The sequence below is a fragment of the Klebsiella sp. SYXHC3 genome (assembly GCF_057196925.1).
In genome coordinates this window covers 530,906-555,619 of record NZ_JBXUNG010000001.1, presented here as the reverse complement: position 1 = coordinate 555,619, position 24,714 = coordinate 530,906, and the positions used below count along the sequence as shown (strand labels likewise).

Genomic DNA, 24,714 nt, shown 5'->3' with positions numbered 1-24,714 from the left:
CCCAGTTCTGACTACAATAGCCGCCATTTCGACCCCCTATAACGGATAACGACGAGCGTATGCGCCTGCAAAACCATCATCTTGAACTTCTTAGTCCTGCCCGCGATGCCGGGATCGCCCGTGAAGCGATTTTACACGGCGCCGACGCGGTCTATATCGGCGGGCCGGGCTTCGGCGCGCGCCATAATGCCAGCAATAGCCTGAGCGATATCGCCAACCTGGTGCCGTTTGCGCATCGCTTTGGCGCTAAGGTGTTTGTGACGCTGAATACCATTCTTCATGATGATGAACTGGAACCGGCGCAACGTCTGATTACCGATCTGTACGAGACCGGCGTTGATGCATTGATTGTGCAGGATATGGGGATAATGGAGCTGGATCTGCCGCCAATTGAGCTGCATGCGAGCACCCAGTGCGATATCCGCAGCGTTGAGAAAGCGAAGTTTCTCTCTGATGCAGGCTTCAGCCAGATTGTTCTGGCCCGCGAACTCAACCTCGATCAAATTAAAGCGATCTACGATAATACCGACGCGACTATCGAGTTCTTTATTCACGGCGCCTTATGCGTAGCCTATTCCGGCCAGTGCTATATTTCTCACGCGCAAACCGGGCGTAGCGCCAACCGCGGCGACTGCTCTCAGGCTTGCCGCCTGCCTTACACCCTGAAAGACGATCAGGGGCGCGTTGTGGCCTATGAAAAACATCTGTTGTCGATGAAAGATAACGATCAGACCGCCAACCTGGCGGCATTGATCGACGCCGGCGTGCGCTCCTTTAAAATTGAAGGGCGCTATAAAGATATGAGTTATGTGAAAAATATCACCGCTCACTATCGTCAGATGCTGGATCGTATTATTGAAGATCGCGGCGATCTCGCGCGTTCTTCCGCCGGGCGCACAGAACACTTCTTCGTGCCGTCGACCGATAAAACGTTCCATCGCGGCAGCACCGACTATTTTGTTAACGCGCGTAAGGGCGATATCGGCGCGTTTGATTCGCCGAAATTTATCGGCCTGCCGGTAGGCGAAGTATTAAAAGTCGGAAAAGATTATCTCGATGTTGAAGTAACCGACGCATTGACGAATGGTGACGGCCTCAATGTGATGATCAAACGTGAAGTTGTCGGCTTCCGCGCCAATACGGTGGAGAAAACGGGGGAAAATCGTTATCGCGTCTGGCCAAACGAAATGCCGGCAGACCTGCATAAAGTGCGTCCGCACGAGGCGCTTAATCGTAACCTCGACCATAACTGGCAGCAGGCGCTACTGAAAACTTCCAGCGAGCGCCGCATTGCGGTTGATATCGCGCTGAGCGGCTGGCAGGAACAGCTGGTGCTGACCATGACCTGCGAAGACGGCGTCAGCGTCACGCATACACTGGATGGCGAATTCGCCGAAGCGACCCAGGCGGAAAAAGCGCTGGCCAATTTACGTGATGGCGTGGCGAAGCTCGGCCAGACCATTTATTACCCGCGTGATGTGCAGATTAATCTGCCGGCGCTGTTTGTTCCGAACAGTATGCTTAACCAACTGCGCCGTGAAACCGCAGAGATGCTCGATCAGGCGCGCCTCGATGCCTGGCAGCGCGGAACGCGTAAACCGGTCTCCGTACCACCGCCGGTGTATCCGGAAACGCATCTGTCGTTCCTGGCGAACGTTTATAACCACAAAGCGCGCGCTTTCTACCAGCGCTATGGCGTTCAGCTGATCGATGCGGCGTATGAAGCTCATGAAGAGAAAGGCGACGTGCCGGTGATGATTACCAAGCATTGCCTGCGATTCGCCTTCAACTTGTGTCCGAAGCAGGCCAAAGGTTCGATAAAGAGCTGGAAGGCGACGCCGATGCAGCTGATTCACGGTGACGAAGTGTTAACCCTGAAATTTGATTGCCGTCCATGCGAAATGCACGTAGTGGGTAAAATCAAAAATCATATTCTCAAAATGCCCCATCCGGGCAGCATCGTCGCCTCCGTCAGTCCTGACGAACTGATGAAAACGCTGCCCAAGCGTAAGGGCGCGTAAGAACCATTCTCACGGCGGGCAGTTATGCGCCTTTGCTTTGCGCGCGTACTGCCGGTGATAATGTTCGCGCAGCGAGCTGGCGGTGTCCTCAGCCCGGCTGCGTAGTTCATCGCAATCAGCCTCGTGCAGTAATCGCTGTTCGAGGCTTTGCACCGGGAAATAATCATGCCCCTGATGCTGGGCGAGCAGATGCCCGGAAAATAACCCACATATCAATACCACTGCCGCTATTCCTCTCCGCCACATATCATTTTCCATATCAATAGATAACGCGGGATCAATATGATTGATTTAATATTAGTTTTTTTATGGCGTTATCAAAGAAGCGCAAGGCTTTGTCAGGCGTGGCTGAAGAGGATGAAAAAAGCCTGACGCGATGAGCGCCAGGCTGGAGATGTGTTATATCAGGCACGAAGCCCGGCGGCGTTCATCAGCAGGCGGAAAATCATACTGACGGCGCCCAGTGCCAGCACGCTAGCGCCCCATATGGCTGCCAGCCATAGCAGACGTTTTATCCATGAATGCGCCATCAGTGATATCCCTCGCCAGTTTGAACTTTGCCGCGGAAAACGTAGTAGCTCCAGAAGGTATACCCAAGAATGACGGGAATAATCAGTAACGCGCCAACCAGCATAAAGCCCTGACTTTGCGGCGGCGCCGCGGCCTGCCATAACGAAATCCCTGGCGGAATAATATTCGGCCAAATGCTGATCCCAAGTCCGCTAAACCCAAGGAAGACGAGCCCCAGCGTCAACACGAACGGCAGGGTGTGAGCATCTCGTTGCCCAAGCGTGCGCCATAACCAGACGCTGATGGCGATAACCAATAGCGGCACCGGCAGCAGGTAAAACAGATTCGGCAGACTAAACCAGCGCTCGGCGATCGCCGGCTGGGAGAGCGGCGTCCATAGGCTAATCACGGCTATTATCATCAGTAAGGCCAGCAGCAGAAGGCGTGAAATTCTGCGCATGATATTCTGCAGCGGATTCTCGCTCTTCATTACCAGCCAACTAGCGCCCAGTAACGCGTATGCAACGGTGAGGCCGAAACCGCAGAATAGGGTAAATGGCGTCAGCCAATCCCACATTCCACCGCTAAAGCTGCGACCGCTGACCGGAAAACCATGAATGACCGCGCCGACGACCATGCCCTGGGTGAATGTCGCCAGTAGCGATCCGCCCAGAAAAGCTTTATCCCAGAAAGGACGGTGCGAAGGGGTCGCTTTGAAGCGAAACTCGAAGGCCACACCGCGAAAAATTAGGCCAATCAGCATCAGGGTTAAGGGTACCGACAGCGCGTCGATAATCACCGCATAGGCCAGCGGAAAGGCGCCGAAGAGACCAGCGCCGCCAAGCACCAGCCAGGTTTCATTGCCATCCCATACCGGGGCGACGCTGTTGACCATCACGTCGCGCTCATCGCCGCCGCGTACGGCGGCAAACAGAATGCCGATCCCTAAGTCGAAACCGTCCATGACGATATACATCAGGGTGGCAAACACGATGATAACAAACCAAATAACCGATAAATCAATACCCATTAGCGGGACTCCTTGTGCTGAAAACCATCCGTCGCGGCAGAAAGCGGACGCGCCGGCGTACCTGATGGCACAGGCGTCTGCTCTTGCGGACCTTTGCGGATCAGGCGCAGCATATAGCTATAGCCAACGCCGAATACCGAGCTGTAGACGGCAATAAATGCCAGCAGGCTAATGGTCATATGCAGATCACCGTGAGCTGATACGGCCTCGGAGGTGCGCTGTATACCGTAAACGACCCATGGCTGGCGTCCGACTTCGGTGGTCACCCATCCAGCAAGAATCGCAATCAGGCCAGAAGGTCCCATCCATAACGCGAAGCGCAGGAAAGGTTTTGAGCTATACAGACGCTGCCGATAGCGCAGCCATAGGGCAATGACGCCGAGCAGAATCATTAACATTCCCAGACCGGCCATCAGACGAAATGACCAGAACACAACGGTTGAGTTGGGGCGATCTTCCGGAGCGAACTCCTTCAGCGCCGGTACCTGTTTATCGAGGCTGTGAGTCAGGATCAGGCTGCCGAGGGCAGGGATCTCCAGCCCATAGCGGGTACGTTCTTGTTGCATGTCCGGCCAGCCGAACAGCAGCAGTGGCGTCGGTTCGCCCGGCGGATTTTCCCAGTGGCCTTCGATGGCGGCAATTTTCGCCGGTTGATGTTTCAGGGTGTTTAGCCCATGCATATCGCCGATCATTGCCTGAATGGGGGCGACAAGCAGCGTCATCCATAGCGCCATAGAGAACATGGCGCGGATGGCTGGGGTTTGATTGCCACGAAGCAAATGCCATGCGGCTGATGCGCCTACGAACAATGCGCTGCTAAGAAACGCCGCGACGGACATATGGAATAAGCGGTAAGGGAAAGAGGGGTTAAAGATAACGGCGAACCAGTCAACGGGTACGACCTGACCATTAACGATTTCGAACCCTTGTGGCGTTTGCATCCAGCTGTTTGAGGCAAGGATCCAGAACGTAGAGATGATGGTGCCCAGCGCTACCATACAGGTGGCGAAAAAATGCAGGCCGGGGCCGACACGGTTCCAGCCGAATAACATCACGCCAAGGAAACCGGCCTCCAGGAAGAAGGCGGTGAGGACTTCATAGGTCAGTAGCGGGCCGGTAATACTGCCGGCGAATTGTGAGAAACCGCTCCAGTTGGTGCCGAACTGGTAGGCCATCACCAGTCCGGAGACGACACCCATACCAAAGTTGACGGCAAAGATTTTCGACCAGAAATGGTATAGCGAGCGCCAGACTGGATTTTTTGTTTTTAACCATAATCCCTCAAGCACCGCCAGGTAGCTGGCAAGACCGATGGTGATCGCGGGAAAGATGATATGAAATGAGACGGTAAAGGCGAATTGGATCCGCGCCAGATGAAATGCATCAAGACCGAACATGCTGGACTCCACAACAAAATTGATTCAACGCAATTTTAGGGGGAGGGAGATGGTGAAAGCAGAGGCAGAAATGATGTTTTTTATGATAACAGTTACTCACTGTTATTCTTTTTATACATATTTCATATTTATGAAATTAGTATTTATGTCATCATGAATAATGAATTGCTGGTTGTGATCTTTTTTAATGCTACTTCACATGTTTTTTTACGATTTTCCTTAGCGCCTCTCCTGTTTTCTATTAATTACTCTGGTAGATTGGAATTGTTTGGTGTTTAATGTAAACGCGAGGTTCAAGTATTTACATTTTATATGTGAATTCTTTATTTATTGTTTTTTGATATATTTAGTGAGTGGAGATAAGGGAGGCGACTTGTCACAGAACGGACTGCGAAGTTTGTGTATCACATTGGCGCTAATGAGTGTCTTTTGGCTGGTTGTGTTTGGCGGACTCTATCTTATTTTTTGAATTCAACGGTTACATCCAGAAGAGATTGAATCCCCTGGCGTGTAATTAATTTGTTTTATATCAGTGTCTTGTCGTTTTTTATGCCAGGTGCATTGTTCAATGGATAATGGTTTAGGTGCGTTAAATTATGTCAAAAAGACTGGCGAGGAATGAATTTATCTTATTGTGAATTTTCCTTAGTGGAGGAGTTGTTGATTCATAATTAAATATCAAGGCGTGTTTACGTTGGCGCCAGTTGGGATCTCAACGATAGACCATGACGTATGGTTCATAAATCAAATGAATATTGGTGATTATGAAGCGTTTATCAATGTAACCTAAATGCGAATATTATATTAACCCTAGTAGGGTTTGATGGTATTTCAGTAGTAAAGTTAACGCGCGAATATTATACCTGCACTGGTTCAAGAAGCACATTGTTGTATATCAGTTATTAGAACCTGCCATTTTTAGTCAACTGTTATAAGATATGAGTCTCGATTGTTAAATGGATGCGGTAATGAAAAAGTATCAGCAGCTTGCGCAACAATTAACCGACCAGATCGCCCTCGGCGTTTGGCAACCCGGCGATCGGCTGCCCTCCTTACGCGAACAGGTTGTCAGCAGCGGAATGAGCTTTATGACCGTCAGCCATGCCTACCAGTTACTGGAAAGCCAGGGACGTATTATCGCTCGTCCGCAATCGGGTTATTACGTTGCGCCGCAGCCGGTGAAGCAGCGTCAACCTGATCCCCCGGCACAGGTGACGCGCAATGAGTCGGTCGATATTAACACTTATATTTTCGACGTCCTGCAGGCCAGCCGTCAGGCGTCGATGCTGCCTTTTGCCTCCGCCTTTCCCGACCCTCGTCTGTTCCCCTTGCAGCAGCTAAATCGTTCTCTGGCGCAGGTGAGTAAGACCGCCACCGCCATGAGCGTGATCGAGAACCTGCCGCCGGGTAACGATGAGCTTCGTCATGCTATTGCCCGGCGTTATGCGTTGCAGGGAATGAACGTATCGCCGGATGAGATCGTCATTACCGCCGGTGCGTTGGAAGCGCTAAACCTCAGCCTGCAGGCGGTGACTGAGCCCGGCGACTGGGTCGTCGTAGAAAATCCGTGCTTTTACGGCGCGCTGCAGGCGCTCGAACGGTTACGACTTAAGGCGCTATCGGTGGCCAGCGATGTGAAAGAGGGGATCGATCTGGCCGCGCTCGAACAGGCATTGCAAAGTTACCCGGTAAAAGCCTGCTGGCTGATGACCAATAGCCAGAACCCGCTCGGATTTACGCTGTCGGCGGACAAAAAAGCGCGGCTGGTAGCGCTATTGACGCGCTACAACGTCATGTTAATTGAAGATGACGTTTACAGTGAGTTGTACTTTGGACGGGAAAAACCGCTACCCGCAAAGTACTGGGATCGTGATGAGATGACGCTGCACTGCAGCTCATTTTCCAAATGCCTGGTTCCAGGTTTTCGTATCGGCTGGGTCGCCGCTGGCCGACATGCCCGCCGTATTCAGCAACTGCAACTGATGAGTACGCTATCGACCAGTTCGCCGATGCAACTGGCGCTGGTGGATTATCTGTCTACCAAACGCTACGACGCGCATTTACGCCGGTTGCGGCGTCAGCTTGCCGAGCGAAAACAGCTGGCCTGGCAAGCGCTACTGCGTTTTTTACCCGCCGAGGTCAAAATTCACCATAGCGACAGCGGTTATTTCCTGTGGCTTGAGTTGCCCGCCGGCGTCGATGCTGGCGAACTCAGTACTCTGGCGTTACGGGATAACATCAGTATTGCGCCGGGTAAAATGTTTTCTACCACCGCTAACTGGACCTCATTCTTCCGTTTTAATACCGCATGGGGCTGGGGAGAAAAAGAGGAGCAGGGAGTCAAACGGCTCGGTGAACTTATACGTCAACTTTTGCCTTAGTTTATTCATCGCTGTTTTTTTAATTGCCGGTTTATTTTTCCCGGCAATTAATTTCCGGCATTCTCGTATACATTAATCAGGGTTAAATACCCGTTAACACCGGGCTGTCATAGGGAATATGCATACTCAACCCTTTGCCATAACTCCTTGTCTATAATCCATATTATCGAATCGTGGCGGCGATTTTTGCGGAATGCGCCCCGGGTCACAACCTGAGTAAATTTCCCCTGAGGCCCGCAGGCCGCCGTCTACCCTTATTAAGGGAGATATTTTTACGGCACGGCTGCCGCTACCTTTATTCTGACAGGAGTAAGTTCAAATGAGCAAAAAATTTGCCCGTGGCAGCCTGTGCGTGCTGAGTATGGTTTTTGTTACTGCGCAAGCCGCAGAACCGCCGACATCGCTGGATAAAGGTGAAGGTCGGCTCGATATTATTGCCTGGCCGGGTTATATCGAACGCGGCCAGACGGATAAGAATTATGACTGGGTAAGTCAATTCGAAAAAGAGAGCGGCTGCCAGGTTAATGTGAAAACTGCCGCCACCTCCGATGAAATGGTCAGTTTGATGGCGAAGGGCGGCTACGATCTGGTCACCGCATCCGGCGACGCCTCGTTGCGCCTGATTATGGGCAAGCGTGTACAGGCGATTAATACCGCGCTGATCCCCAACTGGAAAACGCTTGACCCGCGAGTTGCTAAAGGCGCGTGGTTTAACGTCGGCGATAAAGTGTACGGCACGCCCTATCAATGGGGGCCGAACCTGCTGATGTACAACACCAAAACCTTCCCGACGCCGCCGGATAGCTGGAAAGTGGTTTTCGTCAAACAGGATTTACCGGACGGAAAAAGTAACCAGGGGCGGGTTCAGGCCTATGATGGACCGATTTATATCGCCGACGCGGCGCTCTTTGTCAAAGCAACGCAGCCGCAGTTAGGAATTAACGATCCCTATGAACTCACTGAAACGCAATATCAGGCGGTGTTAAAGGTTCTGCAGGATCAGCATCCGCTGGTTCACCGCTACTGGCACGATGCGACCGTTCAGATGAGCGACTTCAAAAACGAAGGGGTGGTTGCTTCCGGATCCTGGCCATATCAGGCCAATGGCCTTAAAGGTGAAGGGCAGCCCGTTGCTACCGTCTTCCCGAAAGAAGGCGTGACCGGCTGGTCTGATACCACGATGTTACATAGTGAGGCAAAGCATCCGGTATGCGCTTATAAGTGGATGAACTGGTCACTGACGCCGAAAGTACAGGGCGATGTCGCCGCCTGGTTTGGATCGCTGCCAGTCGTGCCGCAGGGCTGTAAGGCGAGCACGCTACTGGGAGACAAAGGCTGCGAAACTAACGGCTACAACCAATTCGACAAGATTGCGTTCTGGAAAACGCCAATTGCCCAAGGCGGCAAATATGTCCCTTATAGCCGTTGGACTCAGGACTATATCGCGATTATGGGTGGCCGCTAAGCGCCTGGAGACTGAACATGACGTACGCGGTAGAGTTTAATGACGTTTCGCGTCTGTACGGTGACGTGCGCGCGGTGGATGGCGTGAGCATCGCCATTCGCGATGGTGAATTTTTCTCTATGCTGGGGCCGTCCGGCTCCGGCAAAACTACCTGCCTGCGCTTAATCGCAGGCTTCGAACAGCTATCCGGCGGTTCGATTCGTATTTTTGGCCAGCCTGCCAGCGAATTACCGCCATGGCAGCGCGACGTGAACACGGTTTTTCAGGATTACGCGCTATTCCCTCATATGTCGATTATCGACAACGTCGCCTACGGGCTGATGGTGAAAGGGGTGGGCAAAAAAGAACGCCATCTTCGCGCCCAGCAAGCATTAGAGAAAGTAGCGCTTGGCTTTGTTCACGCGCGTAAACCTTCACAGCTTTCCGGCGGCCAGCGGCAGCGGGTCGCCATTGCCCGCGCTTTGGTTAATCAACCGCGGGTGCTGCTCTTAGATGAACCGTTGGGAGCGTTGGATTTAAAACTACGTGAACAGATGCAGGTGGAGTTAAAAAAACTTCAGCAATCGCTGGGTATCACTTTCATTTTTGTTACCCACGATCAGGGTGAAGCGCTATCGATGTCCGATCGCGTGGCGGTGTTTAATAATGGTCGCATTGAACAGGTCGACTCGCCGCACGATCTCTATTTACGTCCTAAAACCGCCTTTGTCGCCGGATTCGTCGGCACCGCGAACGTTTTTACCTCTGAAATTTCTCAGAGGCTATGTGGCTTGTCCGGCGCCTGGTCGTTGCGCCCGGAACATATCCGCCTGAATAGCGGCGGTGATATCCAGGTACAGGGGACCGTCCAGGCGGTACAGTTTCAGGGCGCGTCTACGCGTATTGAACTGAAACTCGCTGCGGGCGATAAGCTGTTAGTCAGCCAGGCCAACGTCGATGGCGGGGCGGCGGTTGGCACACCGCAGTTGGGGCAACAGGTATCAGCCGGCTGGTCGCGTTCGGCGATGGTTTCCCTGGAAAACGGAGGCTGAGATGACGATGGCGCTTGTGCAACCGACGACCGGGCGAGTGTCAGGACTGTTCTGGCGAAAACCCTCATTGGGCCTGTTTTTACTGCTGCTGGGGCCGTTGATGTGGTTTGGCATCGTCTATCTGGGATCGCTCCTGACGCTGTTATGGAAAAGTTTCTATACCTTTGATGACTTTACGATGTCGGTGACGACGGATTTGACCCTTGCCAACCTGAAGGCGCTGTTCAATCCCGCCAACTACGACATCATTATCCGTACCCTGGTGATGGCCATCTGCGTGACTATGGCCAGCGCAATCCTGGCATTGCCGATGGCCTGGTATATGGCGCGTTATACCCGCGGCAAGATGAAAGCTTTCTTTTATATCGCGGTAATGTTGCCGATGTGGGCAAGTTATATCGTCAAGGCCTACGCCTGGACGCTATTGCTGGCGAAAGATGGCGTGGCGCAATGGTTCCTCGGCAACCTTGGTCTGGAGAGCGTGTTAAATATGGTATTGACCATCCCGGCGGTCGGCGGCAATACCTTGTCGACCTCCGGGCTTGGGCGATTCATGGTATTTGTCTATATCTGGCTGCCGTTCATGATCCTGCCGGTGCAGGCGGCGCTGGAACGTCTGCCGCCATCGCTGTTGCAGGCCTCAGCCGATTTAGGCGCCCGACCGCAACAAACCTTCCGCTACGTGGTACTGCCTTTAGCCATACCGGGTATCGCGGCAGGTTCTATCTTTACCTTTTCCCTCACGCTTGGGGATTTTATTGTCCCGCAACTGGTGGGGCCGCCCGGTTTCTTTATCGGCAACATGGTCTATTCGCAGCAGGGCGCGATTGGCAATATGCCGATGGCGGCGGCGTTCACGTTGGTGCCGATTGTTCTTATTGCACTCTATCTGGCGTTTGTTAAGCGCCTGGGAGCGTTTGATGCACTCTGAACGCGCACCGTTGTTTCTCAAAATCGCCACCTGGGGGGGAGTGATATTTCTCCATTTTCCACTGCTGATTATCGCCCTGTATGCCTTTAACACAGAGGATGCCGCTTTTAGCTTCCCGCCGAAGGGGCTGACTTTACGCTGGTTCAGCGAGGCGGCAGCTCGTGCCGATATTATTGAATCGGTGACGTTGTCACTTAAAATCGCCGCCTTGTCCACGGGGATTGCGCTGGTGCTAGGTACGCTTGCCGCCGGGGCGCTGTGGCGGAGCACGTTTTTTGGTAAGAATGCCGTGTCGCTGCTGTTGCTGTTGCCGATTGCGCTTCCCGGCATTATTACCGGTCTGGCGCTATTGACGGCATTCAAAGCCGTTAATCTTGAGCCAGGGGTGCTAACTATCGTAGTGGGTCATGCGACCTTCTGCGTGGTGGTGGTGTTTAACAACGTCATTGCCCGATTTCGCCGGACATCATGGAGTCTGGTGGAAGCATCAATGGATCTTGGCGCAACAGGCTGGCAAACCTTCCGTTACGTGGTGCTGCCCAATCTGGGTTCGGCGCTGCTGGCGGGTGGCATGCTGGCCTTCGCTCTTTCCTTTGATGAAATTATCGTCACTACTTTTACTGCCGGACACGAACGGACGCTTCCGCTGTGGTTGTTAAATCAGCTGGGGCGTCCGCGCGATGTGCCGGTCACCAACGTGGTCGCGCTGTTGGTGATGTTAGTGACGACTGTACCCATCCTGGGGGCCTGGTGGCTAACCCGTGACGGCGAGTATAACGCCGAAAGCGGAAAATAATACACTTTACAGGATCATGCTATGCAACATAACCTTTTGATAAACGGTAAATTAGTGGCGGGTGAGGGCGAAGTACTGCCGGTATTCAATCCTGCCAACGGTGAAGCGATTATTGAGATTGCGGAGGCGACCGAGGCGCAGGTCGATGCCGCCGTCAATGCTGCAGATCGTGCGTTTGTCAGCTGGAGCCAGACAACGCCGAAAACTCGCGCCGAATGTTTACTGAAAATGGCTGACGTTATTACCGAACATGCAGAAACGCTGGCGAAACTGGAGTCTTTAAACTGCGGTAAACCGCTGCATTGTGTTATCAATGACGAAATGCCGGCGATTGCCGATGTGTTTCGCTTCTTCGCCGGCGCCGCGCGTTGTCTGCCGGGAATGGCGGCAGGAGAGTATCTGGAGGGGCATACTTCGATGATCCGCCGCGATCCTGTCGGCGTAGTGGCCTCGATTGCACCGTGGAACTATCCGTTGATGATGGCGGCTTGGAAGCTGGCGCCCGCGCTGGCGGCTGGTAACTGCGTGGTCATTAAACCTTCGGAAATCACTCCGCTTACGGCATTGAAGTTGGCGGAGCTCGCAAAAGATATTTTCCCGGCCGGGGTCATTAACGTGCTTTTTGGCCGTGGTCCAACCGTTGGCGATCCGCTCACCGGCCACAGTAAAGTACGCATGGTTTCCCTGACCGGCTCGATCGCCACCGGCGCCCATATCATTGGTCATACGGCTTCTTCGATTAAACGTACCCATATGGAGCTGGGTGGTAAAGCGCCGGTTATCGTTTTTGATGATGCCGATATTGATGCCGTCGTTGAAGGCATTCGCACCTTCGGTTTTTATAACGCCGGCCAGGACTGTACTGCCGCCTGTCGTATCTATGCGCAGCAAGGCGTCTACGATCGGCTGGTTGAAAAATTAGGCGCTGCCGTGGCCAGCCTGAAAATGGGGCAACTGGACGATCCGTCTACGGAGCTGGGGCCGGTGAGTTCTCTTCCGCATCTGGAGCGGGTGACAGCAGCGGTCAACGCCGCACGCGCTTTACCGCATATTAAAGTGGTCACCGGCGGCAGTCGCGCTGCGGGTAATGGTTACTATTTCCAGCCCACGCTGTTGGCTGGCGCCCGGCAGCAAGATGCTATCGTACAACGTGAAGTTTTTGGCCCGGTAGTCAGCGTCACGTCGTTTAGCGACGAGGAACAAGTGTTAACCTGGGCTAATGATTCGCAGTATGGTCTGGCCTCCTCGGTATGGACGCAGGATGTTGGTCGCGCTCATCGTCTGAGTGCGCGATTACAGTACGGTTGCACCTGGGTAAACACCCATTTCATGCTGGTTAGCGAAATGCCGCACGGTGGGCAGAAGTTGTCTGGATACGGCAAAGATATGTCGATGTACGGCCTGGAGGATTACACGGTGGTTAGGCATGTGATGGTGAAACATTAAACATTAAACATTAAACATTAACGTACCGGCAGAATTATCAGGCTAATAGTTGCAATAGCAACAAATGTTAAAACAGATAAGGGGTAATATGAGAGTATTCTTATACCCCTTCAAGAGCTAAGCCATTGTGAGTGCCGGAGATAAGCGCCGGATGGGGTGTAAACCATTAAGAGTCTGTTCTTAATCATTATGAGATCCCTGCAGATTAATGCGGGGATTTTTTTTGCGAATCGCCTTTTATATCGATGCCACAATTAACGTTTGTCTTTTTTAGAAGGCAAACCCGAATGGCGGCGCTCACGAATATAAGAGAGAAGGCTGTAGATAGCTACCACCAATAAAACTAATGCTATTAATAGCGCTGCTATTCCTGACATAAGCAACCTCAAAATAAGTAAGAGAAAAAGCAAATACGTTATAACGAATAGTCATGAACCTATGCGGAAAACCGTGAATTTGCAAATAATAATTTCTATCACTTAATCGAATAAATAGCACAAATTAACAAATGAAAATGTCGAATCCGCATTACCTATATGGTTGAGGAAGTTGTTTGTTGATTATCTGCACAAGCCAATTTAAGAAAATTCTCACCCCTTAAGTCCATTGTAGCCAAATATGTATAACACCGTACGAGGAGTGTCAGATCATTTTGTTATTGCCAATAATATAAATATCCTTCCGCTGGCAAGAGGTCATAGGGCGGATAGCACTCGATGCTTTCTATACCGGAAGACAATAATTGTAGCGATAATGTTAAATTCACGGCATGGATCGTAGCAGTAGCGGTGACGGGTGTGTATGTGATTTGACTTTGTTGGGGCGCTCATGAGAAAATTTTACATAATTTGTTATTCTGAAGTTGAATTGGTTTGAAAAAGCTAGCATATCTCTTGTTACTCATCGGCGTAAGCGCAATGCTTTACGGTAATCTCCCTGCCCAGCGTATTAGTCGCTGTGAAAGCCAGGGGGCAACTGTGGGCGTTTGCGCAATGGTTGAATGGGATAGCGAAAAGCTAAATTTCTTGCCGCAATATAACCCTGAAAATCATAAGATTATCGCGGTGCTTCAGCAACAAGATGCTGGGGAACGCGCGACAATAAAATCATAAAAAAAAGCAGCCATTGAAGCTGCTTTTTTAGGTTTAGTTGCTGAAAAAATTACTAAAGCCAACCAAAACGAACGGATAACAGGCTAATAAGCGCAAGCGCTGCGCCGACATTAATCAGAATTACGGTTTTGCTGGAAACATCCATAACGCCACCTTTATGAGTAAGCCCCTACATTTATAGTCGGTCGCATAGAGTTGCGCTATCGGACAACACTGAATCGATCGTTATTCCATGGTCTTTGCAGCGGTTTGTTTTGTGAGGTATTGATCTCTGACGTCCTAAGTGGTGCGGGAGATGGCGCGCATTGCGCGACGTCTGACAGGGAAGGAAAAAAATGACTTTATACCAGAAAATGCTGGTTTTTTATGCCGTAATGGGCTGTATCTGCGCGTTGATAAGCTGGTTTTTAACTAAGGAAAGCCGTTGTATTCGCCTGCTGGCTGCGTTGCTGATTGGTGCCACCTGGCCATTCAGCTTCCCTATGGCGCTGCTGGTTTCTCTATTCTGAACAACAGAAATGGCTGGCCTAATTGTCTTGATGGCTGTATATAAATACAGTTAAAAATAATAAGGATGCCATCTGATGAACAGCTTCTATTCGCATTTAGCCGGTGCAACGGTCCGTTGGTTTGATTTCCAAGGCCAGGGGGACCCTATTGTGTTCATTCATGGGTTAGGTTTCGCCTCTTCATACGATTACCCGCCAGTGGTTTCTAACCCTATATTGAATGGGCGCCGGGCCTTACTAATTGATCTTCCAGGCTATGGTTACAGCGATAAACCGCTTCAGTTTGGCTACCGAATTGCTGACCAGGCTGCGGTCGTTGTGGAGTGGCTGAACAAATTACAGGTCAGCCGCTGCATTCTCTACGGCCATAGTATGGGGGGCAGTGTGGCTATTGAGGCAGCGCAGCGGCTGGGCAAACGCGTTGAGGCCTTAATTGTCGCCGAGCCCAATCTCTATGCCGGTGGGGGATTCTATAGCTGTAAAATCGCCGGGCAGACGGAAGATGATTTTATCGCCAACGGCTATCAGTCGATGCTGGCGGAAGAAACGTCCCCATGGAAAGGTTGCCTACAAAACAGCGCACCGTGGGCGTTATGGCGGGGAGCTACCAGCCTGGTAGTAGGCGCTTCTCCCTCGTGGTTTGAGAGTTTTATTCACCTGCAATGCCGCAAGACGCTTATCTACGGTAGTTTATCGCTACCCTCACAGGAAGCGGAAGATGTCGAAACTGCGGGTATCGCATTGGCTGTCATACCACAGGCGGGGCATTCGATGGCATGGGAAAACCCGGCCGCGCTGGCGCGCGTGATTGCCGGGTTGCTCTGAAAGCATTGCGGGAAATCAGAACGGTAATTCGCGCGGGCGAGTTTGCATGGTTATCCAGCGAAGTTCGGTGAATTCAGCGATCCCTGCGCGTCCGCCGAAGCGGCCATAGCCGGACGATTTACAGCCGCCGAAAGGCATCTGTGCTTCATCATGTACGGTAGGGCCGTTAATATGGCAAATACCGGTTTGCAGGTTCTGCGCCACATTCCAGGCGCGAGCGGTATCGCGGCTATAAACCGCTGCCGCCAGGCCGTATTCGCTCTCGTTAGCGACGGCCAGAGCCTCCTCCTCGCCGTTGACACGAATCACCGATTTGACCGGGCCAAAAGATTCTTCATGCCATATTCGCATCTCACGCGTCACGCCATCCAGCAGGGTGGCGCGCATTTGCGTTGATTCCGCCTTTCCACCGCAGAGCAAACGAGCTCCCTTGTTCAGTGCATCATCAATCAACGCGTTGCAGCGTTGTACCGTTTTCATATCGACCACCGGGCCGAGAAGCGTAGAAGGCAGCGCGGCGGCGCGTTGGCTGATTAATGCGACGAACTCATCCGCGATGCTCTCATCGACAATTATGCGTTCGGTGGACATACAAATCTGTCCGGCGTTAGCGAAAGCGCCAAAAATCGCGCCCGCCGCCGCCTGCTGAAGATCGGCATCATCCAGTACCAGTAGAGGCGCTTTGCCACCCAGCTCAAGAATTGCCGGTTTAAGGTATTCTCCACAGGTGCGGGCAATAATGCGCCCAACGGGGGTCGACCCGGTAAAATTCACGCGTCGTACGGCGGGGTGAGCGATCAGCGTTTCCACCAGCGCAGGCGCGTCGGCTGGCGAGCAGGTGAGATAATTCACCACGCCGTCGGGAAAGCCCGCCGCGGCGAGGGCATCGATGACTAAGCTATGCGTCGCGGGCGAGAGTTCCGAGCCCTTGAGAATCACCGTATTGCCGCACGCCAGCGGCGTGGCGATGGCTCTGGTGGCCAGAATCAGCGGTGCGTTCCACGGCGCCATAGCCAATACGATGCCTGCGCCCTGACGCAAGCCCATCGCCAGATTACCCGGCACATCAGAGGGAATCACTTGTCCTTCTATTTGGGTGGTTAGCGCTGCAGCTTCGCGTAAGATATCTGCCGCCAGATGCACGTTAAATCCGGCCCAGTGCGCCGTCGCGCCGGTCTCCGCCGCCATGGTAGCAATAAATTTCGCCTCTCTAAGCTGCATTTGCGCGGCGGCTTCCAGCAACAGCCGGCGACGCTCGGATGGGGCGCTGTCCCGCCATGAAGGGAATGCGGCGGCGGCCTTATCTGCACAGCAACGGGCGTCATTGAGGCTGGCCGCTGCGGCGGTAGAGGCTGTCTCGTTATTTTGCGGATGGCGACGGATAAAAGTGGCGCGGCTTTCGGCATCGTGCCAGCGGCCGCCGCTATATAAGCTGCAGGTTATAGTCATTAGCGTAACCTCATTGGTCTGCGGAGTGTCGAGTCTACCGCCATACCTCATTGCGCAGCGGCGAAAGGGCGGTTATCGCACAACTTTTTTGCAGATTTCTCAGCGGGTCACAACTTAATAAGATAATAATGACGAACAGAAAAGCGAGGACGGACACATCAGAAATAGAAGTGCCGCAAACAGCGCTAACCTTATGAGTTAAAGTGTGAATCTAATAGCGATTCATTATTTGCTGGTTGTATTACGCTGTGCTGTTATTAGTGGGCATATAACAAATTTATAAGGTTTATAACCATGTCTACAGGGAAATCACTACTTGCACTGGCACTAAGCGCACTGCTGCCAGCCGGCACCGCGTTGGCTGCGGCCAACGACACGCTGGTCTACTGTTCGGAAGCCTCGCCGGAATCCTTTAACCCGCAAATCGCCAGCTCCGGTCCTTCCTTCGTTGCCAGCTCGCAGGTGCTCTATAACCGCCTGATTACCTTTGATCCGCTTAAAAACACACCGATTCCGTCGCTGGCGACCGAATGGAATGTGTCCCCGGATGGTAAAACCTGGACCTTTACGCTGCGTAAGGGCGTGCAGTTCAACAGCAATAAATACTTTAAGCCGACCCGCGATTTCAATGCGGATGATGTGCTGTTCTCGGTGCTGCGCCAGCAGGATCCGCAGCATCCTTATCACAACGTGTCGCAGGGCAATTATGAATATTTCCACGACGTTGGCCTTGATAAGCTGATTAAAGAAGTGAAGAAGATTGATGATTACCACGTTCAGTTTGTGCTGAGCGAGCCCAATGCGGCGTTTCTCGCCGATTGGGGGATGGACTTCGCTTCGATTCTTTCTGCTGAATATGCCGATGCGATGTTGAAAAAAGGGACGCCGGAATACGTTGATAGCTGGCCTATTGGTACCGGCCCCTATGCGCTGCAGCAGTACAAAGTGGATTCACAAATCCGCTATATCGCCAATCCGCATTATTGGGAAGGTGAGGTGCCGACTAAACATCTGATCTTCTCCATCACGCCGAACGTTGAGACTCGTCTGGCTAAGCTGCAGACTAACGAATGCCAGATCATTCCCGCGCCATCGCCTGTACAGTTCCCGGTGATTAAAGGGAATAAAGATCTGGCGTTACACGCGGTGGAGGCGTTGAACGTGGGGTATCTGGCGTTTAATACGCAAAAGAAACCGTTTGATAACGTGCTGGTACGTCAGGCGCTGAACTACGCCACCGACAAGCAGGCGATAGTGAAAGCGGTCTTCCTGGATTCCGGCAACGTGGCGAAATCGCCGATCCCGGCCAATATGCTCGGTTACAAGAAGGATTTGCCGGATTACGACTACAATCCGCAGAAAGCGAAAGCGTTACTTAAGCAGGCCGGGTTGGAGCAGGGCGCAGAAGTGACCCTGTGGTCGATGCCGGTACAGCGCCCGTATAACCCGAACTCGAAGCGTGTCGCTGAAATGATTCAGAACGACTGGAGCAAAGTCGGCATTAAAGCGAAAATCGTCAGCTATGAGTGGGGCGAATACCTTTCCGGTATGCGCAAGGGCGAACATGATAGCGCGCTGTTTGGCTGGATGTCCGATAACGGCGATCCGGACAACTTCGCTGGTACGCTGCTCAGCTGTGATAATATCAAAACCGGCTCCAACGTAGCGCGCTGGTGCGATAAGTCCTATGACGCGCTGGTGAAAAAAGCGCTTCTGGTGAGCGATCCGCAGGCCCGCGACAAACTCTACCAACAGGCTCAGGAAATTTTCTATCAGCAGGCGCCGTGGATCACGCTGGCGACGGGTAAAACTTTCTACGCCACCCGCAGCAACGTCAGCGGCTATAGCGTGAGTCTGATGGGAAGCGATTTTTCCAAAGCTAAGCTGAATTGATCGAAAAGGAGAACAGGATGGCACATCTGGACGATGTCATTGCCAGGGTCGATGACACCATTGCCGGGGGCGTGATTGCCTCTATGAACGAGCTACTGATCGCGTTAAGCGACGATGCCGAACTGGGCCGCGAAGAGCGTTATACCCAGCAGCAGCGCCTGCGGACAGCGATAGCCCATCACGGGCGGCAACATCATGAAGATCAGGAAGCACGCCGCGAGCAGTTAACCAAAGGCGGCGAGATCCTTTAAGGATGACGTCAGAACTGGCGCCTGGCCACCAGCCAGGCGCCCACCACCAACATCACCGCCCCGCATACTGGCCCGATTAACGCCCGAATTGGTACGCCGTGGGCGCGAATCAAATCAATAACCAATCCGCCAACCAGCTGACTGGCCACCAGTACCGCAATGGTTGTCGCCGCGCCCACGTTTTGATAACCGCTAATGCTGGCGAAGACGAAAAAGGAACCCAGCAGGCCGGGAATGAGGGTCCACCACTTGATGTTCAGCGCCAGTTCCTGAAAGCCTGCCGCGCCGTGGCGCAATAGTAAAATGGTGACAAAAATAACAATTCCCACCAGCGAATTGAGCAACATGGCGATAAGAATCGTCGAGGCGGATTGGGTAATGCGGACCATCAGGGTGTTTTGCAAAACCAGACCGACGCCCGCCGCTATCAGGCAGGCAAGGGTGAGCGACTGATTCATACCTCGCCGTCCGGATCCTGGCGATCGTCGAGCTGTAGCTGCATAAAGGTCAGATCCAGCCAGCGACCGAATTTAGTTCCCACCTGCGGCATCTGCCCAGTGGTGATAAAACCCAGGGTTTCATGCAGATGTAACGAAGCATGGTTGCGGGATTCAATTCCGGCCACCATCACATGTTTGCGCAGACGCCGCGCCTCAGCGATAAGCGCGACTAACAACTTACGGCCAATCCCCTTGCCCTGATGATCGGGATGGACATATACCGAATGTTCAACGGTATGGCGGAAACCGTCAAAAGCGCGCCAGTCGCCGAACGAGGAGTACCCGGTAATGACGCCGTTTTCTTCACTCACCAGCACTGGATAGCCGGCAATCTGCCGGGCCTCAAACCAGGCAATACGGTTATCGATATCGACGGTTTTGTCATTCCAGATGGCAGCGGTATGCAGTACGGCGTGATTATAGATTTCGGCGATCGCCGCGCAATCGTCTTTACTGGCATGGCGGATGGACATAGCAAGCCTCAAAGTCTGTACACTATAGTGGTACGGTATTATTACAATAATGAACGGCAGGCTGTCATCAGTTTTACGATAAATTTTACGTGGAACGGCGCAGTATCGGGGATGGCGGACAGTTGTGTAATACGGTAGTGCGCACTATATTGTTACGTCATGAATACTATAGAAGACAATCTCAACCAGCGCATTAGCGCACGCATTCGTATCGAACGCGAGTCCCGCGGCTGGTCGCTAAGCGATCTGGCTGAACGCGCAGGGGCCTCGCGGGCAATGGTGCATAAAATTGAACGTGGCGAAAGTAGCCCCACCGCGGCGATGCTGGGCCGTCTCTCCGGCGCGTTTGGCATCAGTATGTCGACGTTAATTGCGCGTGCAGAGATGCAGGAGGGCAAGCTTTTGCGCTTTGCCAACCAGCCAGTGTGGCGCGATCCACAAAGCCACTATTTGCGCCGTCACGTCTCGCCGCGTAGCGATCTGCCGATCGATCTGGTGCAAATAGAGCTGCCGGCCGGCAGCGATGTACCGATGCCTGCTTCTTCGTATGCGCTGGCGCGACAGCTCATCTGGCTACAGCAGGGTGAGTTAGTTTTTGTAGAAGGGAACACTCGCCATCAGATGCAGGCGGGGGATTGTCTGGAACTGGGGCCGCCCAACGATTGCCGGTTTATTAATGAGTCCAGCGAGACTTGCGTCTATCTGGTGGTGCGCCTGAACCAATCCGGCTCATAATGTTAAAGCGTGTTAAGCATAAAACGGCTAGCCTCAGTACAGGCCGTTAACAAGAGGAGTTTGCTATGACCGCTAATCCACAACGCCATCACCGCTGGGTATTGGCTTCACGCCCGCACGGTGAACCTACCGCCGAAAATTTCAGACTGGAAGAGGGTGACCTCCCGACGCCGGGGGCGAATCAGATCCTGCTGCGGACTATTTATTTGTCGCTCGACCCTTATATGCGTGGACGGATGAGCGATGCGCCTTCTTATTCGCCGCCGGTGGACATTGGCGCGGTGATGGTCGGGGGGACGGTAAGCCGCGTGGTGAGCACTAATCACCCTGATTTTAAACCCGGTGAGTGGGTGCTTGGCTATAGCGGCTGGCAGGATTATGCGCTTTCCGATGGTAGCGATCTGGTTAAGCTCGGCGACAATCCTGAGCACCCTTCGTGGGCGCTGGGGGTGTTAGGCATGCCGGGATTTACCGCTTATATGGGGCTGCTGGATATCGGCCAGCCGAAAGCGGGAGAAACGCTGGTGGTGGCGGCGGCAACCGGGCCGGTGGGGGCCACCGTCGGGCAGATCGGCAAACTTAAGGGTTGCCGTACCGTCGGCATTGCCGGCGGCGTCGAGAAGTGTCGTTATGCGGTAGAGACGTTAGGCTTCGATGTTTGTCTTGATCACCGCGCTGCGGATTTCAGCCAGCAGCTGGCGCAGGCCTGCCCACAGGGCATCGATGTCTACTATGAAAACGTCGGCGGTAAAGTCTTTGATGCGGTCCTGCCGTTGTTGAATACCGCTGCGCGGGTTCCCGTGTGCGGACTGGTTAGCGGCTATAACGCCACCGCGCTGCCGGATGGCCCGGATCGGCTGCCGCTGCTGATGGCGACGATCCTTAAAAAACGTATTCGTATGCAGGGTTTTATCATCGGCCAGGATTACGGGCATCGCATCGCGGAGTTCCAGCAGCAAATGGGGCGCTGGGTGCAAGAAGGTAAAATCAAATACCGCGAGCAGCAGATTGACGGCCTGGAGCATGCGCCGCAGGCGCTGATTGGCCTGCTGAAGGGAGAAAACTTCGGCAAAGTTGTGATTAACGTCGCAGCGGAGGAGTAACGTTACCGCCTTCTCTAACGCCCCCGAAGACGCGTGCGGGGGCGGTTTCGTCGCCTCTAAGCAAAAAAATGACTAATCCATACTTTTATTAATGGTTTGCTTTTCCGTGAGCGGCTTTTTATCCTTAAGGAAACTTAAGAGGTTAATGCGATGAAAGATGTAGTTGATAAATGCAGTACCAAAGGCTGCGCCATTGATGTTGGCACCATTATTGATAACGAAGACTGCGTTTACCGGGTCGAGAAACTTTTCCCTACCCGTGAAGAAGCGGAGTCTGCGGTAGCGGCCATTCGCGAACGCGCCGTTGCCGCCGCCAGCGAAACGCCGAGCGTGGATTACACGATTGAGCCGGTGGGTAATGAGGCGAAACTGGACGCGGCGGTGAATTTCTCCTGCCAGGCGGAAAAAATTATTTTCGAATTGTCCTTAAGAAGCGCGTTCTAACAGAATGCGGCGGAATAAAAAGGGATCCCAATTGGGATCCCTTTTTTTATCATTACTCATTGGGCGGCGTCATCATTCGAAACGCCAGGCGAGATTCATACCGATGCCGAAGTTACGGCCCGGCGCCGGTTCGTAATAACGACCATTGGATTCATTAACAATCACCGAGCCAACGTAGGTGCGATCGAACAGGTTATCGACGCGGCCGAACAGATCCATATCCATTTTCCCGTAGCTCCACTTATAGCCGGTGGTCAGGCCTACCACGGTCCACGATGGCGCTTTGGCGGTGTTGGCGTCGTTGGCCATAATGTCGCCCATATAACGGATATCGCTACCCGCGTACCAACCCTGTTCCGGTTGGTAGCCGAAAGAGGCAGTGCCCATATTGCGGGCAATACCCGGAATACGATTGCCGTTGCAGTCTGAGGAGCCGCAAACGTTCGTGCGATAGGTGGCGTCGAGCCAGGTCCATGCTGCTTTTAATTTCCAGCTGTCGCCAAACTGCTGGTCGAGGCCAAGTTCCATTCCCTGACGACGGGTTTTACCGGCGTTTTTATAGCTGGTGCGGCCGCCGCTGCTGGAGTCGACCACAATCTCATTGTCGGTATCGGTCTGGAACAGCGAGGCGGTGAACAGTCCGTTGCCTATCCGCGTTTTGCTGCCGATTTCCACGGTTTCATTTGTGGAGGGTTTAAGATCGAAGTTTAATCCGCTTTGATTGCCGGAACGATACGAGAGTTCATTGATCGTCGGCGTTTCAAAACCGCGTCCGGCGGAAAGATAGATATTCCAGGCATCCGTGACGGCATACTTCAATGAACCGGCTGGTAGCCATTTGTGGTAGCTGGCATCGCCGCTATCATCGCTGTTACCCGGAGTGACGTAATAGTCGTTAGAGTCAAACCAAACGGAGCTGTAGCGGACGCCAGCATCGAATGTGAGCTTGTCCGTCAGCTGCCACTGAGTCTGCAGGTAGGGATCAAGGTTCCACATCAGATTACGTTCATTACGGCGCAGGTTGCCCTGCTCGCCATATTGCGGTGCGCCGTTCACCAGAACGTAGTTTTCATAACCTTTACGCCGTTCGCTCATATTTTCGTAATCAAGACCGGTGGTAAAGGTCACCGGCACCAGTAATTCGCCGCGGTGGGTCCAGCGGGTGTCGATCCCCTGATAATGGCGAGTTAAATCGATGACTCCCCCGGAATGCGAGGGCTTCAGCTGCGGCGCCATTGGGATTGACTGATACTGGGTAGTTTCGCGCTCGCCGGCATACATCATCACGCTGAGATCGTCCTGCTGGCTAAGCTGGCGCTCATAGCGTAAACCGGCCTGGGTCTGTTTCACCGTTTTACGCGTGTTGTATTGATCGCCGCGCGGCGACTGCTGAGGATTATTACGCCATTCATCATATGTCAATCCGCCCGGGTCGTTTGCTTTGATATCTACGCTATTGAACAGCAGCGTTAATTTACTGACGTCGTTTATACGCACGCCTAATTTGGCGTTGGCGAGATTTTTACGCGCCCCGCTATGGTCGCGTGAACCGTGGGTAGTAAAACGGTTGGTCGACACCGTGTAATCGACATCACCTGCCTGGGTGCCGTCGCCGACGGCGCCGGTGGCCTTCAGTCCGTAATGCCAAGTGCCGAAGCTGCCGTAGTAGCTGCTGGCCTCGATGGTCGGCGGCTGGCTGCCAGTTTGGGTATTGACGTTAATGACGCCGCCGGAAGAGTTGCCATAGAGCGCGGAAAAAGGTCCGCGTAACACCTCGAGGCTATCGATACTGCCGATATCGATATTCGACGTCTGGCCCTGGCCATCGGGCATGGTAGCAGGGATACCGTCAACGTATAGCCGCAGGCCGCGGACGCCGTAGGTGGAGCGGGAACCAAAACCACGAATCGACAACTGCAAATCCTGAGCATAGTTTTGCCGGTTTTGTACCTGCAAACCGGGTACCGCGCCGAGCGATTCCGAGAGGTTAATTCGCGGGGCGGCCAGACGCATATCATCGCCGTTCACTACGCTGACGGCGGCAGGGGTATCCAGTTCGGAAATCGCGGTAGGCGTCGCCGTAACGACCATGGTTTGTTCGTCGTCCGTGCTGGCGTGCACGTTGGCGACGAGAGGGAGTAATAAAGCGGGGAGCGCGACCGTGCGCATGGCAATAATCTTCATCAAAGCGACTCGCAAAGAGAAACGTACCAAATGGAACATATGTATATATGTTACACCGTTTGTAAATTCTTTGAAAAGAATTAACTAACCGGTCGTTAAGTAATAGCAAGTGAAGGTGATTCTTTTAACCAAAAACAACAATTAACGCTCCACATTACGATAAATAATGATTACTATTCTCATTTACAAAACGAGTGAAGTTAACCTTCACGCTGTGGAAGCCATCTC

At 53.0% G+C, this 24,714-nt stretch carries 24 protein-coding genes; 14 read left to right on the top strand and 10 right to left on the bottom strand.

Annotated elements, in window-relative coordinates; translation table 11 throughout:
- Window positions 1–59 precede the first annotated feature (59 nt).
- Window positions 60–2,021 (top strand): peptidase U32 family protein, encoded by a 1,962-nt coding sequence (locus AC2CGP_RS02720; protein WP_015366399.1) that lies wholly within the window; start codon window positions 60–62, stop codon window positions 2,019–2,021.
- A gap of 9 nt (window positions 2,022–2,030) precedes the next feature.
- Here the strand turns inward: AC2CGP_RS02720 and AC2CGP_RS02715 are convergent, their stop codons facing one another.
- From AC2CGP_RS02715 to AC2CGP_RS02700, 4 genes are all read right to left on the bottom strand, one after another.
- Window positions 2,031–2,267: a DUF2554 family protein gene (locus AC2CGP_RS02715; protein WP_032705830.1), complete on the bottom strand. Its 237-nt coding sequence runs from the start codon at window positions 2,265–2,267 to the stop codon at window positions 2,031–2,033.
- Window positions 2,268–2,425: 158 nt separating this feature from the next.
- Window positions 2,426–2,551: a DUF2474 domain-containing protein gene (locus AC2CGP_RS02710; protein WP_015366401.1), complete on the bottom strand. Its 126-nt coding sequence runs from the start codon at window positions 2,549–2,551 to the stop codon at window positions 2,426–2,428.
- Window positions 2,551–3,561, bottom strand: a complete 1,011-nt coding sequence (gene cydB / locus AC2CGP_RS02705; protein WP_015705563.1) for a cytochrome d ubiquinol oxidase subunit II — start codon at window positions 3,559–3,561, stop codon at window positions 2,551–2,553. The genes AC2CGP_RS02710 and cydB overlap by 1 nt, the downstream gene beginning before the upstream one ends.
- Window positions 3,561–4,958 carry a cytochrome ubiquinol oxidase subunit I gene (locus AC2CGP_RS02700; RefSeq protein ID WP_212769629.1) on the bottom strand — a complete coding sequence of 466 codons (1,398 nt, stop codon included), beginning with the start codon at window positions 4,956–4,958 and terminating at the stop codon, window positions 3,561–3,563. The genes cydB and AC2CGP_RS02700 overlap by 1 nt, the downstream gene beginning before the upstream one ends.
- Before the next feature lie 968 nt (window positions 4,959–5,926).
- On the opposite strand from AC2CGP_RS02700, the gene AC2CGP_RS02695 reads away from it, so the two are divergent.
- The 6 genes from AC2CGP_RS02695 to patD all read left to right on the top strand — a co-directional run bounded on the left by AC2CGP_RS02695 (window position 5,927) and on the right by patD (window position 13,008).
- On the top strand, window positions 5,927–7,339 hold the full coding sequence (locus AC2CGP_RS02695; RefSeq protein ID WP_045366204.1) for an aminotransferase-like domain-containing protein: 1,413 nt from the start codon (window positions 5,927–5,929) through the stop codon (window positions 7,337–7,339).
- Window positions 7,340–7,658: 319 nt separating this feature from the next.
- Complete coding sequence (gene ydcS / locus AC2CGP_RS02690) at window positions 7,659–8,804, top strand: putative ABC transporter substrate-binding protein YdcS (RefSeq protein ID WP_015366405.1); 1,146 nt, start codon at window positions 7,659–7,661, stop codon at window positions 8,802–8,804.
- A 17-nt stretch (window positions 8,805–8,821) separates the two neighbouring features.
- Window positions 8,822–9,835: an ABC transporter ATP-binding protein gene (locus tag AC2CGP_RS02685; protein WP_042897256.1), complete on the top strand. Its 1,014-nt coding sequence runs from the start codon at window positions 8,822–8,824 to the stop codon at window positions 9,833–9,835.
- A gap of 1 nt (window position 9,836) precedes the next feature.
- Window positions 9,837–10,766, top strand: a complete 930-nt coding sequence (locus AC2CGP_RS02680; RefSeq protein WP_213759315.1) for an ABC transporter permease — start codon at window positions 9,837–9,839, stop codon at window positions 10,764–10,766.
- Window positions 10,756–11,562: an ABC transporter permease gene (locus AC2CGP_RS02675; protein ID WP_015705557.1), complete on the top strand. Its 807-nt coding sequence runs from the start codon at window positions 10,756–10,758 to the stop codon at window positions 11,560–11,562. Before AC2CGP_RS02680 ends, AC2CGP_RS02675 begins: the two co-directional genes overlap by 11 nt.
- 21 nt (window positions 11,563–11,583) lie before the next feature.
- Window positions 11,584–13,008 carry an aminobutyraldehyde dehydrogenase gene (patD, locus tag AC2CGP_RS02670; protein WP_484502246.1) on the top strand — a complete coding sequence of 475 codons (1,425 nt, stop codon included), beginning with the start codon at window positions 11,584–11,586 and terminating at the stop codon, window positions 13,006–13,008.
- A 254-nt stretch (window positions 13,009–13,262) separates the two neighbouring features.
- On the opposite strand, the gene AC2CGP_RS02665 is transcribed toward patD, so the two are convergent.
- Window positions 13,263–13,385 carry a small membrane protein gene (locus tag AC2CGP_RS02665; protein WP_015366410.1) on the bottom strand — a complete coding sequence of 41 codons (123 nt, stop codon included), beginning with the start codon at window positions 13,383–13,385 and terminating at the stop codon, window positions 13,263–13,265.
- Window positions 13,386–14,172: 787 nt separating this feature from the next.
- The gene (gene yncL, locus AC2CGP_RS02660) at window positions 14,173–14,265 is read right to left on the bottom strand and encodes a stress response membrane protein YncL (RefSeq protein WP_015705556.1); all 93 of its coding nucleotides are present in this window, start codon (window positions 14,263–14,265) and stop codon (window positions 14,173–14,175) included.
- A gap of 190 nt (window positions 14,266–14,455) precedes the next feature.
- On the opposite strand from yncL, the gene AC2CGP_RS02655 reads away from it, so the two are divergent.
- Complete coding sequence (locus AC2CGP_RS02655) at window positions 14,456–14,629, top strand: GhoT/OrtT family toxin (RefSeq protein WP_015366412.1); 174 nt, start codon at window positions 14,456–14,458, stop codon at window positions 14,627–14,629.
- A 75-nt stretch (window positions 14,630–14,704) separates the two neighbouring features.
- Window positions 14,705–15,454: an alpha/beta fold hydrolase gene (locus tag AC2CGP_RS02650; protein ID WP_475702532.1), complete on the top strand. Its 750-nt coding sequence runs from the start codon at window positions 14,705–14,707 to the stop codon at window positions 15,452–15,454.
- Between the two features lie 15 nt (window positions 15,455–15,469).
- Here AC2CGP_RS02650 and AC2CGP_RS02645 read toward each other — a convergent pair whose 3' ends face one another.
- A complete protein-coding gene (locus tag AC2CGP_RS02645) occupies window positions 15,470–16,903 on the bottom strand; it encodes an aldehyde dehydrogenase (RefSeq protein ID WP_015366414.1) in 1,434 nt (477 codons plus the stop codon).
- Between the two features lie 294 nt (window positions 16,904–17,197).
- On the opposite strand from AC2CGP_RS02645, the gene AC2CGP_RS02640 reads away from it, so the two are divergent.
- Entirely contained in the window at window positions 17,198–18,796 is a 1,599-nt protein-coding gene (locus AC2CGP_RS02640; protein WP_063443158.1) for an ABC transporter substrate-binding protein, read from the top strand.
- Between the two features lie 17 nt (window positions 18,797–18,813).
- Window positions 18,814–19,047: a YdcY family protein gene (locus tag AC2CGP_RS02635; protein ID WP_045366186.1), complete on the top strand. Its 234-nt coding sequence runs from the start codon at window positions 18,814–18,816 to the stop codon at window positions 19,045–19,047.
- An 8-nt stretch (window positions 19,048–19,055) separates the two neighbouring features.
- On the opposite strand, the gene AC2CGP_RS02630 is transcribed toward AC2CGP_RS02635, so the two are convergent.
- Both AC2CGP_RS02630 and AC2CGP_RS02625 read right to left on the bottom strand, forming a co-directional pair.
- On the bottom strand, window positions 19,056–19,505 hold the full coding sequence (locus tag AC2CGP_RS02630; protein WP_032708166.1) for a DMT family transporter: 450 nt from the start codon (window positions 19,503–19,505) through the stop codon (window positions 19,056–19,058).
- The gene (locus AC2CGP_RS02625; RefSeq protein WP_015705550.1) at window positions 19,502–20,020 is read right to left on the bottom strand and encodes a GNAT family N-acetyltransferase; all 519 of its coding nucleotides are present in this window, start codon (window positions 20,018–20,020) and stop codon (window positions 19,502–19,504) included. Before AC2CGP_RS02625 ends, AC2CGP_RS02630 begins: the two co-directional genes overlap by 4 nt.
- 159 nt (window positions 20,021–20,179) lie before the next feature.
- Here AC2CGP_RS02625 and AC2CGP_RS02620 point away from each other — a divergent pair, with 159 nt between their 5' ends.
- From AC2CGP_RS02620 to AC2CGP_RS02610, 3 genes are all read left to right on the top strand, one after another.
- Window positions 20,180–20,755: a helix-turn-helix domain-containing protein gene (locus AC2CGP_RS02620; protein WP_015366420.1), complete on the top strand. Its 576-nt coding sequence runs from the start codon at window positions 20,180–20,182 to the stop codon at window positions 20,753–20,755.
- A gap of 65 nt (window positions 20,756–20,820) precedes the next feature.
- Entirely contained in the window at window positions 20,821–21,858 is a 1,038-nt protein-coding gene (locus tag AC2CGP_RS02615) for an NADP-dependent oxidoreductase (protein WP_020078681.1), read from the top strand.
- A gap of 150 nt (window positions 21,859–22,008) precedes the next feature.
- Complete coding sequence (locus AC2CGP_RS02610; RefSeq protein WP_015705548.1) at window positions 22,009–22,302, top strand: DUF406 domain-containing protein; 294 nt, start codon at window positions 22,009–22,011, stop codon at window positions 22,300–22,302.
- Window positions 22,303–22,374: 72 nt separating this feature from the next.
- Here AC2CGP_RS02610 and pqqU read toward each other — a convergent pair whose 3' ends face one another.
- Window positions 22,375–24,486 (bottom strand): TonB-dependent receptor PqqU, encoded by a 2,112-nt coding sequence (gene pqqU / locus AC2CGP_RS02605; RefSeq protein WP_213759313.1) that lies wholly within the window; start codon window positions 24,484–24,486, stop codon window positions 22,375–22,377.
- Window positions 24,487–24,714: the final 228 nt, after the last annotated feature.